This window comes from Planococcus sp. ISL-110, assembly GCF_018613575.1.
Taxonomy (GTDB): domain Bacteria; phylum Bacillota; class Bacilli; order Bacillales_A; family Planococcaceae; genus Planococcus.
On sequence record NZ_JAGGPX010000015.1, the window covers coordinates 207,622 to 222,099 of the forward strand.

A 14,478-nucleotide genomic window follows, 5' to 3' on the forward strand; every position below is an offset into this window, starting at 1 on the left:
GAAAGAAGAAGTTGGGGCATAGACCATGACGGTGAAAAAACGGCAGGACCTGCAAACATACGATGAAAAAAAGATGATAAAACAAATTGTTTTCTAGGAAATCCTACAAATTAGAGGAGGAATTCATATGAGCCAAGAATCATGGTTACCAACATTAAAGACTAATACACCCGAGGAAGGATACGAATTAGCAGTTAAGTTAGCGCGTAAAGCTGTAGGAATGACTCAGCCAGATGAAAATGTACGTAAAAAATTACGTCCCGTATATGCAAATGACGCAAACAGTTTAACTTTTGCTTCCCAAGTGGTGGCTATTAATTTTCAAACAGTAGCTGCAGCTAACAATTACTGGAATGACTAGTGGCCAGTGGGTAGCTTGAAAAACAACCAACCTGAAAGTTAAAGTTGAGGAACCAACCCCCAAAACCTTAGACTAAAATCTAAGGTTTTGGGGGTTTTGTTTCTGTGTTAAAAGCTGGAAACACATTAAATGGCTCAGTAGAAATTTAGGTTAGTAACGGTTTATCTATTGCGAAAATGAAGGAATAAAGTGATTAGTAAAGAATCATAAAGACTTCACGTGAAATTGTCCAGTAGCAGAAAGGAAAACGGAGGGACAGAGAAGATATAAATTTCAGCCTCTCCCATCCATGGAAGTTCTATTAGTATTCAAATGATGACTACTTGGTTTTTGCCCCTATCTTTTGCTAAATACAATGCCTTATCTGCCCATTCCACCATGGAATTAGGAGGGAAGTCGCTTACAAAACTTTTTCCGCCTATTGATACGGTGACATCAAATTGGCTGTTCTGTTCTTGGATTTTCAGCTGCTGGATATCCCGGCTTAACCTGTTGGCTATAATTTCTAATTCTGCTTTATTAGTGTCGGGCAAGAGGATAGCGAACTCGTCCCCGCCTATACGGGCTACTGTATCAGACGATCTTGCAACCGCCGCAATTTTAAGGGCCAGTTGTTTTAATACGTGGTCGCCTGCAGGGTGTCCATAAGCATCATTAATTTCTTTGAAATCATCAGTATCAATGTATAACAAAGATAAGTATGTTCCCTTCTGAAGGGCCAGGCTGACTTCTTTTGATAGCTGTTCTTCAAAAAAGCGGCGATTAAACAGCGAAGTCAATGAATCCTTATCTGCATATTCCTTTAGTTGGAGTTCCAAAAGCTTTTGTTTAGTAATCTCCACATGGCGAATGACCACCCCTTCAATCGCTTCCTTATTATTTGGTTGTAGAGGAGTAGCTTGCATCAAAAACCATCTTTTTTGGAACGGGGAGTGACAAGGATATTCGAAATTGAAACAGTCTGTTTCTCCTGCCAAGATTGCCTGCAGTCCTTGATACACTTCAGGTTCTTTTTCGCTTTGCTTAAGATAACTTGTGCCAATCCCAGTGCCGGATAAAGTTCCGCCATTGGTTATCACAAATCGATTCCATTCTTTATTCGTAAAATAGATAATTCCAGATGTATCGATCAAACAGATTTGATCTCTTAGCGAATTTAGAACTGCCTCATGTATCCCCGGAGCTATTGATAAGGAAGTATTTACATGTGCTTTTATTGCCATCACCATCTTTCTATAGAAGAGTTCTGTTTATGTTAATTTTTTCACTAACTTCTGACGCAAACATTTCCAATACTTTCGGGGATAAAGGCTTGGCGTGAAGAGAGCCTTGGATGAATAGGGAAACCGTTCGCTTGCAGGAACAAAGATTCCTCTGCTGTTTCTGCTCTTTCGGCTAGCAATTCGCAGTTAAAGCCTCTTACAAACTGAATAAGAGATTTGAGAACCGCTTCGGATTTGGCAACCTTTCCAATTAGGCTAACATCGAAAAACGAGTGCCAAAATCGTGCAAGGCAATTGAAATCCCTTTGAATCTGTGTTGCATGGTATAGTATAACCGTTTTCCTGCAAATCGCCGACCAATCCTTCTTCAAGGGTTGTTGAAAGTTGTTATTGCCATATACAAAGATATTTGTTCGAGGAATTTACTATGCCTTCAAATGTTCGTATCAGTGGACATATCCCTTAAAAATAAGAGTTCGGAATGGGATCATGGCTTAGATTTCTTTAGCGTTTATGTTTTTAATGGAATCAGTGTTTTATTGAAATAATGTTTTGCGGTATATAATGGGGGCTTTGCTTAACCTGTTTTCAGGCAACTGGAAATTTGGCCACTGAAAAATACAGCCTTCCATATAATCGCCTCCCCGAGTAAGCAACAGATAAAGAAGATTTCCTTTTAAAAATTATCAACAGTCTGACCGCTCTTTCGTATTTGAAAACAGACTTTAAGATACTAAAATAATTATTCTTAAAAAACAAATTTTTAGTAATTAATTTCCATTAAAAAGGTATTGTATCCTTGCTTTGTATAATTATTAATAGGTAAATGTAACCTATTTAAATTTATGGTAGTATCTTAAAAAAAATAATAAGCAGCTTTCGATTAACTTCAACTAACTTAAAATCTTAAATTATCGAAAATGCAAAAGTGTAAACTGATATTTTCCGGAAAATATTCGACAGGCCCGGGAGAATCCATAGAAAAAGAAGACGGAATGAAGATGACAAGCGGAAGAAATGAGCGGAAAATCAGAAGCGCGTTTACTGAAGATCTAAAGATAGGGAAATGCTGAAATAAAGCATTTCCTCTTTTTGTCTTTGTATAAAGTAATGTCGATAAACCAAGAAAACGTCAAAAATTTTAAAGAATTAAGTACAAAGTCGGAGTGGAAGGCGTTTCTATCATAAAAAGGTAAAAGAGGTCATTTGAAAAATTAGGTTACAATTCTCAATTTAATTTATATTTAACGATTTTAACATTTAAAATCCAGAGAAATATTTGTAATTATGCGTCAGAACCGCCTTTTTAAAATATTTATTAAAAAACTTTCATGACGCAACTCCATCCTCTTTTTCGAAAGATTCAAATCAAAAAAATATCATTTTAAAGCCTCTCTAAATACTGCTAAGAGCGCATTTTCAAAAAAAATAAACAAATGGATGAAAGAAATCATAGACTGCTCTAAGAAAATTTGAAGTCGATGAAATTTTCATTTTGGAGAGGAAAACCATCCTGCAACATTTGTAATGATAGGAAATTGTGCGTATAGTAGGACAAGTGCTAAATGGGTCGGTGGAAAAAATAGGTAATTACTCATTCTTTTTACTAGGTAAGAGTTTCCAAAAGACCTACGAAATGAATGAATAAAGTTGTTATGGAAGAAAGATGAATAGATGCGATGAAATGCTCTTCTATCCATGCAATAAATTGAATAGCAGAGAGGTGAGCAAGATATGTCAATTATTGAAGTAGAAGGATTATCGAAAGTATTCGGTAAAAATACCAAACAAGCGTTGAAATTGCTCGGTGAAGGAAAAACGAAAGAAGAAATTCTAAAGTTGACGGGCAGCACAGTAGGCGTCAATCGTGCTTCATTTTCAGTGGAGGAAGGCGAAATTTTCGTCATCATGGGGCTTTCCGGCAGCGGGAAATCGACCTTGGTCCGTTTATTGAACCGGTTGATTGATCCGACAGAAGGAAAAGTTTATATAGACGGTGAAAACCTGGCAGCAATGAACAAAAAAGACCTGCGCAGAGTACGCCGCACAAAAATGAGTATGGTGTTTCAAAACTTTGCTCTTTTCCCATACCTGACAGTATTGGACAACGCTGCGTACGGCCTTGAAATTCAAGGGGTCGATAAAGCGGAAAGACACAAAAAAGCAAAGGAATCTTTGGAAATGGTCGGTTTGGGCGGCTACATAGAGCAAGTGCCATCCCAGCTTTCCGGCGGCATGCAGCAGCGTGTCGGATTAGCCAGAGCACTGGCGAACGACCCGGAAGTCATGCTGATGGACGAAGCTTTCTCCGCACTTGATCCATTGATCCGAAAAGAAATGCAGGATGAATTATTGGATTTGCAGGAAACCATGAAGAAGACGATCATTTTCATCACGCATGATTTGGACGAAGCATTGCGCATCGGCGATAAAATTGCGTTGATGAAAGACGGCTCTATCGTGCAGGTCGGTACACCAGAAGAAATATTGGTAAATCCGGCAAATGATTATGTTAAAAAATTCGTTCAGGATGTTGACCGCTCAAAAGTATTGACCGCATTCAATATTATGAAACGCCCTGAAACGATCAATATCGATAAACATGGTCCGCGTGTCGCTTTGGAAAGAATGAAAGAAGAAGGCATATCAAGTATTTATGTGACAGATGGCAAACGGAACCTGAAAGGCTATGTAACGGCGGATGACGCTTCTGTTGCTTTCAAAGCTGAAGTGAAAAGTCTTGTGAATATCCTGAAGACCGATGCACCGACAGTCACAAAAGATACGCTAATGAATGCCATCTTTGAAATCAGCCATAATTCTCCCGTGCCGATTCCGGTTGTGGAAGACGGAAAATTGCTTGGCATCATCGTTCGCGGTGCCGTCATTTCCGCACTTGCTGGCCAAAGTGAGGTGAATCGTAACTATGCTTAATTTTATGGAAAACATACCGGAACTTCCGTTAGCTTCTTTAGTATCGGATTTCACGGATTGGATATCAGATACATTCGTGTTCCTATTCGATCCTCTTAAAAACGAATTCGCGGACGGCTTGGAAAGCTTTGCGGACGTGCTTGCAGCAGTCCCGCCACCGATTGTGATTTTGATCGTTGCCGTTCTGGCATTCTTTATAAGTGGTAAACGATTTGGATTGGCTGCATTTTCTCTTATCGGTTTATTGCTTGTCTGGAATCAAGGGCTATGGGAAGAATTGATGCTGTCATTTACATTGGTTCTTGTCGCAAGTATATTGTCGATAATTATCGGGGTTCCAATAGGTATCTTGATGTCGAAAAGCAAGACAGCGGAAGGCATCATTACACCCATTCTTGACTTTATGCAGACTATGCCGGCTTTTGTTTACTTAATTCCGGCTGTGGCATTTTTCAGCATCGGAATGGTTCCCGGCATTTTCGCATCATTGATTTTTGCCACTCCTCCGACTGTCCGTTTTACGAACCTCGGAATACGGCAAGTATCAAAAGAACTGGTGGAAGCTTCTGAAGCTTTCGGCAGCACGGGCTCGCAAAAGCTCTTTAAAGTGGAATTGCCAATGGCTAAACCAACAATCATGGCCGGAATCAACCAAACGGTTATGCTGTCGCTGTCGATGGTCGTTATTGCATCGATGATCGGTGCACCGGGGCTTGGCAGGGAAGTTCTTTCTTCCTTGCAGCGGGCTGATGTAGGAACTGGATTTGTAGCAGGCTTGGGGATTGTTATTTTAGCAATCATCATCGACCGGTTTACGCAAAGTTTCACTGGGCAAAAAAGAGCGAGAAGCTAATTATAGTTGGAATTCCTGAAAGAAAAGTACCAAATATATAAGTTGAACTAAAGAAACTAGCTTTTACCCAACGCTTCGGCCGCTTTGGAGTGGAGCAAAGACGATTGCTCCCGCGCTAAGGGATGGAGTGACTTCAAAGCGAGCTTATGCGTTGTTACTGTATTCATAAAAGATATGGAGCAAACCAGCAGGCGAAGATCATTAGTTCAACTTATATAATTTTAAAGAAAAAGGAGATTGATTGTTTTATGTTTAACTTAAAATGGAGAAATTTAGGGCTTATGTTTGTGCTTGTGCCAACACTGGCTGTAGCAGCGTGTGGAAATGAAGAAGAAGGAACTGCTGAAGGTTCTGGATCTGAAGATGTGAATTATGGAGAAGAACTAGGATACAAAATTACAGGGATTGAAGCAGGTGCAGGTGTAGTTGCCGCATCTGAAGCAGCAACCGAAGAATATGAAAGCCTTGAAGGCTGGGAAGTTGTCACTTCTTCAAGCGGCGCGATGGCAACAGCTTTAGGCGAAGCGATTGATAACGAAGAACCGATCATCGTCACAGGCTGGAGTCCGCACTGGAAATTCCAGAAGTATGATTTGAAATACCTGGAAGATCCAAAAGGTCTATTCGGGGATGCTGAAACGATCAAGACAATGGTGCGTGAAGGATTAGAAGAAGAAAATCCTGAAGCTTATACAATTCTTGATCAGTTCCAATGGGAGTCTGCTGATATCGAAAGCATCATGCTGGAAATTTCAGACGGCGCAGATGTTGAAGAAGTTACAACAGCATGGGTAGAAGAAAACAGTGAAAAAGTTGCTGAATGGACAGCCGGTACAGAAGCAGTAGACGGCACAGAAATTGAGTTGGCTTATGTGGAATGGGATACAGAAGTCGTTTCAACGAATATTGTCGGAAAAGTCTTGGAAGACCAAGGTTTTGACGTGACATTGACGCCGCTTGATAATGCAGTGATGTGGCAAGCAGTTTCTGAAGGCCAAGCAGACGGAATGGTAGCCGCATGGTTGCCTGGAACTCACGCTACTCAGCTTGAAACTTATGGCGACAGTGTAGTCGATCTTGGAGTGAACTTGGAAGGCGCTAAAATCGGATTTGTTGTTCCAGCTTATATGGACATCGATTCGATCGAAGATTTAACACCAGCTGAATAAGTAGTTCATTATAGAAAAGACTGAATCCCGAATGGCAGGCATTTTAAACGATGTCCCATTTGGGGTTCTTTTGTTTGGTTGGATTTCACCACTGAAATTCCTTTATGGAGGTTGGCTGGCTGAAATTATCCAGTGGAAGCTTAGTGAAAGATAAATTGAATAAAAGTAAGAGGTGCCCTTCGGGGAGAATAGGGAATAAAGTGAAAATCTTCAGCGGTCCCGCCACTGTAATGGGGAGTTTTATGGAAAAAGCCACTGGACTTTTGTCTAAGAAGGCCTTGTGAAACAATGATCCAGAGCCAGGAGACCTGCCTGCTTACTTTCTGCTTGGTACGTCAACACTAAATCAAACAACTTTTTTAAGGGCTGCGTTTCGATAAGTGACAGGGCGGGCATAGCCCAGACTGCTGTGCAGACGGACATGGTTGTACCAATTCACGTAATCAAACAGTTCAAGCGCCAGCTGGCTAAGCGTATCAAAGTGCATGTCGTTGATCAGTTCCGTCTTCAAAATCTTAAACGTGGCTTCCGCCACCACATTGTCGTAAGGGTTTCCTTTTTGGCTCAGCGACCGTTCAATTTGGTGTGTCTCTAAAAGAGCATCAATACCGGTGTTCTTGAATTCAGATCCGCGGTCCGTATGGAACAGCTTCACGGCTCCCAAATCGCCTTTGACCGATGCGAAGGCACGCTGAACCAAGGCAGCGTCTTTACGCTCACCCAGGCTGTATCCCACAATTTCACGGTTGTATAAATCAAGAAGGAAACAAATATAGTTCCAACGGCCACCAACCTTCACATAGGTCAGGTCGCTGACCAACACGGCGTCTTGAGACAATCCATTTCTTCCTATTCGCCAGCTCTTTTTTCAGCTTGCGTGTGCCATAGACGCGGCGATTCTCGTGGAAGATCGCCCAGATTTCGTCTTTCAACTCCTCTTCCGCTAGAGCTTTTTGGCGTGCTTTTTCTACCGAAACGGAAGTTTCATAGTAAAAGGTGCTGCGGGCAACTTGGAGGACAGTGCACATTGCTGATACTGAATAGAGGTGTTGATTCTGTTGGATAATCTCTATTTTCGTCCCATGATCAGCGCCGCTTGCTTTAAAATATCCACTTCCATCTCCAACTGCTTATTTCGTTTCTTGTAGGCAAGCAATTCCGTTTCCAAAGGGCTTCGGTTATCTTTCTCCTCGAACGAGCCGGTTTGATTGGATTGGGCAATCCACCGATCGAGGGCGGAAGCCGTCAGGTCGTATTCCCGGACAATATCCGGTCGGCTTTTCCCGCCTGCATGCAGTGCCACGACTTGTTTTTTTAATTCTGCAGAAAACGTTCGTCTTTTTGGGGGCATGATAGATTCTCCTCACGTATGGTGGACTATTCTACGCCCCCTTATTTTTTCTGTCCAACTAAGTGTAGACTATCGACTACCGGTATTGCTTTTATTGATTTTGAATGTAACTTAATAGCAATTAAGTTACATTCAGTTTTCTTTTTTTATAGTCTTCAAAAAGTCGTTGAAAGCCTAGATTTTACAGCACTTCAAACGTTCATTCCTTCTAAAAAATGATATACTTTAAAATAAAGAAATAAATAATTTTATTTTAAAGTTAGGAGTGAAACCAATGGGGGCAATCATGCCGAAAAAAAGAGGTTCCGAACACGGACTGGAGCCAGGAAAGAAATCCAAAAGACGGGTACGCGTTTCGCAGCAGCGACAACTGAGCATCCCAAAAGATTTTTACCTGGCTCTTGGGCTCGACGATGAAGTCGTTATGGAATTTACGGGAAAAGAGATCATCATCCGGCCCGCAACATTCGAAGAAGTCGATTTTTCCGAAGATATTCTGCAGGATTTAATCGCTCAAGGTCTTTCTGGTCAAGAATTGTTGCAGGAATTCAAGAAGGTCAAAGCGAACATTCCAGCAGCCCTCCAAGCATTGGAACAGGAAACGATGGCACAACCTGTCGTTCAGGGCAGTTTAGACGACTATTTAGACACTCTGGAGGATGATGAAGAAGATGAATGAGGGGTTGCTGCCTTATCAGCTCAGCAAACGGGCTGGGAAAGAGCTGAAAAAAATCAAGAAGTCGGACCAAGTCCTCTATCTGAAAATGGATGAGGCCATCACAAGCATTCGAAAAGATCCGACCATTGGCGAAGCAAAAAAAGGGGATTTAAAAGGTTACTCCTGCTTGGATATTCATCACAGAGGGACCAATTATGAGTTGTGTTATGCCATAAGAGAAAATGAAGAGGGCGAATTGGTTCTGGTGGTTTTGCTGGGACCCCGCGAAAATTTTTATTTGGAATTAAAACGTTATTTAGGCAACTGATAAAAGCCATCCTTCGCTTAGGGTGGCTTTTTCTGGATTAAATGCAGCTTAAAAATCACCTTTTGAATGTAACGTATGTCTAATTAAGTTACATTCAATCCCTCTATTTCATTGGCTTCATATAGAATCAAGCAAAACTGAAGATGCTAGAAAAAATGATACATTCAAACGGCCATTCCAAAAGGTTTTAAAGCCGGAATTCAATAAGGATTTTGGTTTACATATCGCCGGATTTGATATAGTAGAGAAGAGAGGAAAGATAACATGAGAGTTCCATTCTTTCTAATCATGGCAGTTTTACTAGGCTTTCTAGCGGGATGCACGGATGAATCGCCGCTAACCCAAGCCAAAGTAAAGGAGTTAATGGCTGACTTGAGTGGAAGTGACGAAGTCAGTGCAGCACCGATTTACTTTTGAGGTAAGATAAAAGCCCATTAGAAATCACCTCTGGTATTGTTCATTATGACTTAGAAAAGGAGAAATGATTATGGCCAACATCCACATGCATTCAGGATACAATGAAGAAGAAGCAGGGTTTATCCGATATAATTTGGTAAGACATAACAAAGCAAAAGTCCCCTATACGGAAGAAGAAAAAATGAGTTTTGTGCTAAAGAATGAAGAGGAGAACATTGTAGGAGGACTGGTGGGACATACGGATTGGGAATGTTTTTTCGTTGATCTCCTATGGGTGGATGATTCCTTACGCGGTATGGGGAAAGGCCAAGAACTGTTAAAAACGGCAGAAGCATATGCACGGGAACAAGGATGTCGATTAATGAGATTGGAAACTTTTAGTTTCCAGGCACCGGAATTTTATAAAAAATTAGGATTTAAAGTGATGGGGAAACTAGAAGATTTTCCGAAAGGTTTCACGCATTACTATATGTACAAAGAACTCTAAAGTAAAGTGATTTTACTTCTGATTATCCTTTTCTATAATGGTTAGCTAGAGGTAAGTTTTAATGAATTTGATTGATTTCTCCTGACAAAGCTAAATTTAAAAATTGTTTCATAATATTAGTTAACATAGTCAGGATTATCGGAAGTCCATAAAAGTAAACTGAAGAAGGTGCTGGCCCTGAGCACCTTCTCTTTTTCGTTCGTGTAAGTGTACTTTTACGAACGGTTTTCATTCCCCGAGTCGACTAGATATCATTTCTATCTCTTAGTATATTGAGAAGAAAATCTATGCAATAGGTTCCGTTCAATTACAGATGATCAACGCACTCCACATGCATTATAGGTTATCCATCCAGCTGAAAAGCCCTTTTGACAACAGGTTTTGGTATTGGTGTGGTTGATCGGTAATGTCGACCAGAAAATAAGTATCCTTTCGGTCGAAACAACCGATGAGGTGTGTTTCTAGCAATCGAACGTCATCCGTAGTTTTGATTAGGTACAGAGAATGATGAAGCTGCTTGATATCATAAAGGCTAGCCATGCGTTCAGTGATGCACTGATCTGTCCATTCTTTGTTAGAGCCACACTCATAAGAGAATAAATAAATTCTGCTTGCCATGACTTTCATCCTTTCCAGCAACGATAACTTACTATTCCATTGGCCAGTCCCAAGCATCGGCTTGGATCATCCCCAATAACTTCTTTCTTCTTTCTTCGATGCTGCTTAGCCCCTGTTCGAAATCATCTTGGTCTTTGGTCGGGAGGCCAAATGTCTGCAATTTGCTTAATTCAGGTAATGGCGGTGTACTGTCGGCCGGCTTGATGAAAGCGGAATTAAGCGTACTTAAGTGGCTTTGGACACTTGAACTTGCTTCTGTCGTCCACACTTTGTTGGGTCGCTTCGTTTCTGGAATGCCATATTTAAAAAGCGACAAAGCTTCATCAAGTATAGCCACCGCAACGGCAGACGATTGCTCTGTGTTTTGGCTATGGTAGTAATGAAGAATTGGGTAGGCCTTGTGCTGCTGGGTGAGGGTGCTGAGTTGTGCGGCCGCGTCTTTCAATAATAGATCGATACTGCTGCAATCTTCGCCATTCCAACTTTGTTTTACGATCATAACGCCACTTTTCCCTTGACCCGTTATCCCTTCCGCAAAAGAACGTTTTTGGGTTACTCCACCTAATACCGAAAGTACATAAGAAACGCCAAGCGTTACAAAAAGCATGCCGCTTGCGGTGGTGAAGGAAGTCGCAATCTGCCAGAAACCATCTTTTGGACTAAAGTCCCCATTCCCCATGGTAAACATGCTGTAAGCTACAAAATAGATCCGTGCCGCCCAAGTGATCGGTTCTTGATCTCGAGTGTCGATAAGTGAATTTTCGGCTCCTGCAAACAAGAACGTCCAACCAGCCCACATTAACCCCACCCACATAAATAACGTGGCCGTAAGAATAAGAGGTCCCGCCAAACTTAGAAGCCTGGATTTATCGTTGCTGATTTTACGAAGTCCATTCCATAGCAAGGTAGTCAGTCGGCTCGAGACAGGACCGGCGCCTCCGTCCACCCATAAGATAGTCCACAGAAGATCAATTATAGCGATTAATAGAAGTAAGATTCCTAAAATGAAAAAAAATGCATTCATCATTATTGGCCTCCTTTATTATCAGGGGAAATTTTATGAGAAAGCAATGTTGAAAACACGGGTGCCTAAAACAGAGATTTTACAAAAAACACGAGAACAAGGGTTAGTTTCTTTGGATATGGTCGAAGCTGTAGTCATCGAAAATAACGGGAAAATCTCGATTTTAAAAAAGTCTGAAAATCAAGAAGTGAAAGTATTAGAAGACGTTACAATCATTGAGTAAGAAAGAAACATAAATTCTTTGCAAGATTTGAACAGTTAATCTTTAATACCAAATAACTTGTAACCTTTTCTGTATTTTAGGTTAATCCTTCAGGATAAATAAAGAGGTAAAATAATTGTAGCTATGCTTCATGTATCCTCGTTCTTTTCTTTGTTAACATTCAAATTTCATGCCTTCTAATGTTATCCTTTTGCGTCCGATTTTTGAGTTGCTTCTTTGTTGCTGTCTCTTTTTTTGAGTACAAAAAGTGAACCATCGGCTTCTAACAAAATGGCTTCTGCTTGCTCGAGTGAATCTAAGCCGCGGGCATGGACAGCCTTTCTTAAATCTTCAACTTTTAGCTGGTTCCACTTCATGAGTATTTCATTAAATTCACCTTGAACGTATACAAAAGAAGAGTCAGCTTTGATCATGTCTCGAAAAGAGCTGGATTTTCTATCGAATTTTGCGCTTATAAGGAGCAAAAGTGTAAGCAATCCTAGCATTAATAGGCTTAAGCCAAAAGAAATGCTTGGAATAAGGAAGATGCTGGATAAGACAATCCCATAGACGATAGAAAGTATAATATCCACCACATTGATCTGCGAAAGACTGTTCTTACCGAGCTTTTTTAATAGGCATAGAAAAGGAAAGGCTATCAAGGCCTGAATGATGACCCGCGCCCATTCAGGCAAGTAATCAAAAATAAGGTCTCCGTTGAAACAGCTCCTTATACATTCTGAAAACTTGAATCATTACCCCTTTACCCTATCTAAGTTAGGAAAAACAAGGCAATATTTAATATTATTATTCATATTCTATTGAAGTAACACGGAGAGCTTGTCGACTAAGTCAATCGAAAAATATATACAAGACTCAGTTTATATATCGCGATATTATCGGAAGAGAGGAAGCCCAAAAATGAACTGAGCCCCGTTTAGTGGACGGTTTATAAAAAAGTACCCTGCAGCTAAGCTGCCATTAGAGGACTTCGGTATTGTGCCGGAGTCATCTTTTTTTAATTCCATTGTTTACGCGCTCCGTTATATTGCTCTATGTAATCGTCTGCTATTGCTTTTAATTTGGCGAGGCTACTTGCCTGCTTAAACTCTACATCATCTTTGAAATGACCAAAAAAGATTCTATCGGGGCATTATCGATACAGTTGCCTCTGCGGGACATCGACTGGGTTAATCCCAGTTTCTCACGGGCTGCTAATATTCCTTCACAGCCTGAAGTTTGAATTCTGGCGTGTATTGAATCGCTCGATCCGATACAGAAGCGACATTTGGATTCGCCTCCAAGATTCGTTGTTGGTGTTCGTTGAAAATGATTTTATTCATGTAATCTTCTCACGTCCAAGTTAGCTAAATTCAGATTCGCGGTCCGTATGGAACAGCTTCACGGCTCCCAAGTCGCCTTTGACCGATGCGAAGGCGCGCTGAACCAGGGCAGCGTCTTTACGCTCGCCCAGGCTGTATCCGACGATTTCACGGTTGTATAAATCGAGGAGGAAACAAATATAGTTCCAGCGGCCACCAACCTTCACCTACGTCAGGTTTCTTCTTTCAACTCCTGTTCCGCTTGGGTTTTTTGGCGTTCTTTTTCTACCGAAACGGAAGTCTTATAGTAAAAGGTGCTGCGGGCAATTTGGAGGACCGTACACATGGCTGATACCGAATAGAGATGTTGATTCTGTTGGATAATCCATGATCAGCGCGGCTTGCTTTAAAATATCCACTTCCATCTCCAACTGCTTATTGCGTTTCTTGTAGGCAAGCAATTCCGTTTCCAAAGGGCTTCGGTTATCTTTCTCCTCGAACGAGCCGGTTTGATTGGATTGGGCAATCCACCGATCGAGGGCGGAAGCCGTCAGGTCGTATTCCCGGACAATATCCGGTCGGCTTTTCCCGCCTGCATGCAGTGCCACGACTTGTTTTTTTAATTCTGCAGAAAACGTTCGTCTTTTTGGGGGCATGATAGATTCTCCTCACGTATTGTGGACTATTCTACGCCCCCCTTATTTTTTCTGTCTAACTAAGTCTAGACTATCCATTTACACAAGGTATTTTTCGCTCCCTCACACTTATTTCGTATTTATTTCACATTTAAGAAGTAGTATTTAAGAAGTAAAGTATTCAAAATAACCTAACCCAATTTGGAGGATCAATCATGAAAAAATTATTATTTGCAGTACCGCTAGTTTTATCTTTATATGCGTGTGGCGATGAAAGCGTTACTGAAACGGACAAGCAAGAAGTCGAACAACAAGAAGTCGAGCAACAAGAAGTCGATCAGCAAGAGAAAGTTTCAACAGACTCAGAAAAAGTATGGGCAGTAGATGAGCGTCTGCAAGAGCCGACTGAAGACACCGTATGCGAAATGTGCAATATGAAAGTGTATATGAAAGACGACGAGCTTGGTATATTTTCTGCACAAGCGGTTAAAGCGGATGGGGCAGTTGTATTTTATGATGACATCGGCTGTCTACTAAATGATGAATATGTAAATAAAAGTGAAAACGAGAAATTTGTTCGCGATTATACGACATTAAATTGGTTCAAAGTAGAAGAAGCAATTATTGTGAAAACGGATTTAAAATCGCCGATGAACTGGGGCTATATTTTCTTTAAATACCAAGATGATGCGGATGCATACATTGCTGAACATACAGCCGCCGCTGTTACCCCACTAGATCAAGTTCGAGCAGAAGGAATCGAACGCCATAAGAAAAAGCAAGAAAAAAGCGAATCAAGCCATAGCCACTCAAGCGAAGAAAGTGATACAGGATCTGATATGGACATGGGAAAAGACAAGTCATCAGAGGGTAGTCATGAATAAGCTATGAGGGTT

At 41.0% G+C, this 14,478-nt stretch carries 17 protein-coding genes, 2 pseudogenes and 1 riboswitch; of the genes and pseudogenes, 10 read left to right on the forward strand and 9 right to left on the reverse strand.

All coding sequences use genetic code 11. The annotated features are described in order from the left end of the window. The first annotated feature begins 127 nt into the window (after window positions 1–127). Window positions 128–361 carry a hexameric tyrosine-coordinated heme protein gene (locus J7I83_RS11100; RefSeq protein WP_215100757.1) on the forward strand — a complete coding sequence of 78 codons (234 nt, stop codon included), beginning with the start codon at window positions 128–130 and terminating at the stop codon, window positions 359–361. Window positions 362–669: 308 nt separating this feature from the next. Here the strand turns inward: J7I83_RS11100 and J7I83_RS11105 are convergent, their stop codons facing one another. Further along, entirely contained in the window at window positions 670–1,584 is a 915-nt protein-coding gene (locus J7I83_RS11105; RefSeq protein WP_251047594.1) for a sensor domain-containing diguanylate cyclase, read from the reverse strand. Window positions 1,585–3,318: 1,734 nt separating this feature from the next. Between J7I83_RS11105 and J7I83_RS11110 the strand changes: the two genes are divergently transcribed. The 3 genes from J7I83_RS11110 to J7I83_RS11120 all read left to right on the forward strand — a co-directional run bounded on the left by J7I83_RS11110 (window position 3,319) and on the right by J7I83_RS11120 (window position 6,540). Further along, window positions 3,319–4,518 carry a quaternary amine ABC transporter ATP-binding protein gene (locus J7I83_RS11110; protein WP_215100758.1) on the forward strand — a complete coding sequence of 400 codons (1,200 nt, stop codon included), beginning with the start codon at window positions 3,319–3,321 and terminating at the stop codon, window positions 4,516–4,518. Further along, window positions 4,511–5,371, forward strand: a complete 861-nt coding sequence (locus J7I83_RS11115; RefSeq protein WP_285228688.1) for an ABC transporter permease — start codon at window positions 4,511–4,513, stop codon at window positions 5,369–5,371. Before J7I83_RS11110 ends, J7I83_RS11115 begins: the two co-directional genes overlap by 8 nt. 248 nt (window positions 5,372–5,619) lie before the next feature. Beyond that, window positions 5,620–6,540, forward strand: coding sequence for a glycine betaine ABC transporter substrate-binding protein (locus J7I83_RS11120; protein ID WP_215100759.1), 921 nt, complete (start codon window positions 5,620–5,622; stop codon window positions 6,538–6,540). Window positions 6,541–6,693: 153 nt separating this feature from the next. Next, window positions 6,694–6,870: riboswitch (cobalamin riboswitch) on the forward strand. A 16-nt stretch (window positions 6,871–6,886) separates the two neighbouring features. Here the strand turns inward: J7I83_RS11120 and J7I83_RS11125 are convergent. Continuing rightward, a pseudogene (locus tag J7I83_RS11125) lies at window positions 6,887–7,891 on the reverse strand (IS3 family transposase). Between the two features lie 274 nt (window positions 7,892–8,165). Here J7I83_RS11125 and J7I83_RS11130 point away from each other — a divergent pair. The 4 genes from J7I83_RS11130 (at window position 8,166) to J7I83_RS11145 (ending at window position 9,781) form a co-directional block, all read left to right on the forward strand. Then, on the forward strand, window positions 8,166–8,570 hold the full coding sequence (locus J7I83_RS11130) for an AbrB/MazE/SpoVT family DNA-binding domain-containing protein (RefSeq protein ID WP_215100760.1): 405 nt from the start codon (window positions 8,166–8,168) through the stop codon (window positions 8,568–8,570). Further along, the gene (locus J7I83_RS11135) at window positions 8,563–8,877 is read left to right on the forward strand and encodes a type II toxin-antitoxin system RelE/ParE family toxin (protein WP_215100761.1); all 315 of its coding nucleotides are present in this window, start codon (window positions 8,563–8,565) and stop codon (window positions 8,875–8,877) included. Before J7I83_RS11130 ends, J7I83_RS11135 begins: the two co-directional genes overlap by 8 nt. A 264-nt stretch (window positions 8,878–9,141) precedes the next feature. Beyond that, window positions 9,142–9,294 (forward strand): hypothetical protein, encoded by a 153-nt coding sequence (locus J7I83_RS11140; protein WP_215100762.1) that lies wholly within the window; start codon window positions 9,142–9,144, stop codon window positions 9,292–9,294. Between the two features lie 70 nt (window positions 9,295–9,364). Further along, the gene (locus J7I83_RS11145; RefSeq protein ID WP_215100763.1) at window positions 9,365–9,781 is read left to right on the forward strand and encodes a GNAT family N-acetyltransferase; all 417 of its coding nucleotides are present in this window, start codon (window positions 9,365–9,367) and stop codon (window positions 9,779–9,781) included. A gap of 336 nt (window positions 9,782–10,117) precedes the next feature. Here the strand turns inward: J7I83_RS11145 and J7I83_RS11150 are convergent, their stop codons facing one another. Beyond that, window positions 10,118–10,399, reverse strand: coding sequence for a hypothetical protein (locus J7I83_RS11150; protein ID WP_215100764.1), 282 nt, complete (start codon window positions 10,397–10,399; stop codon window positions 10,118–10,120). 31 nt (window positions 10,400–10,430) lie between these two features. After that, a complete protein-coding gene (locus J7I83_RS11155; protein WP_215100765.1) occupies window positions 10,431–11,426 on the reverse strand; it encodes an ion channel in 996 nt (331 codons plus the stop codon). Here J7I83_RS11155 and J7I83_RS11160 point away from each other — a divergent pair. Beyond that, window positions 11,404–11,646 carry a YetF domain-containing protein gene (locus J7I83_RS11160; RefSeq protein WP_215100766.1) on the forward strand — a complete coding sequence of 81 codons (243 nt, stop codon included), beginning with the start codon at window positions 11,404–11,406 and terminating at the stop codon, window positions 11,644–11,646. The genes J7I83_RS11155 and J7I83_RS11160 overlap by 23 nt on opposite strands. A 182-nt stretch (window positions 11,647–11,828) precedes the next feature. Here the strand turns inward: J7I83_RS11160 and J7I83_RS11165 are convergent, their stop codons facing one another. The 5 genes and pseudogenes from J7I83_RS11165 to J7I83_RS11180 form a co-directional block, all read right to left on the reverse strand. After that, window positions 11,829–12,320, reverse strand: a complete 492-nt coding sequence (locus J7I83_RS11165; RefSeq protein ID WP_215100767.1) for a YetF domain-containing protein — start codon at window positions 12,318–12,320, stop codon at window positions 11,829–11,831. Between the two features lie 323 nt (window positions 12,321–12,643). After that, window positions 12,644–12,831, reverse strand: a pseudogene (locus tag J7I83_RS18105) (integrase core domain-containing protein); the annotation flags it as partial. 8 nt (window positions 12,832–12,839) lie between these two features. Beyond that, window positions 12,840–12,968: a hypothetical protein gene (locus J7I83_RS18000; RefSeq protein ID WP_285228694.1), complete on the reverse strand. Its 129-nt coding sequence runs from the start codon at window positions 12,966–12,968 to the stop codon at window positions 12,840–12,842. A gap of 20 nt (window positions 12,969–12,988) precedes the next feature. Then, complete coding sequence (locus tag J7I83_RS11175; protein ID WP_215100768.1) at window positions 12,989–13,174, reverse strand: DDE-type integrase/transposase/recombinase; 186 nt, start codon at window positions 13,172–13,174, stop codon at window positions 12,989–12,991. Between the two features lie 75 nt (window positions 13,175–13,249). Then, on the reverse strand, window positions 13,250–13,603 hold the full coding sequence (locus tag J7I83_RS11180) for a transposase (RefSeq protein ID WP_215100769.1): 354 nt from the start codon (window positions 13,601–13,603) through the stop codon (window positions 13,250–13,252). Between the two features lie 194 nt (window positions 13,604–13,797). On the opposite strand from J7I83_RS11180, the gene J7I83_RS11185 reads away from it, so the two are divergent. Continuing rightward, window positions 13,798–14,466 carry a nitrous oxide reductase accessory protein NosL gene (locus tag J7I83_RS11185; protein ID WP_215100770.1) on the forward strand — a complete coding sequence of 223 codons (669 nt, stop codon included), beginning with the start codon at window positions 13,798–13,800 and terminating at the stop codon, window positions 14,464–14,466. Window positions 14,467–14,478 lie beyond the last annotated feature (12 nt).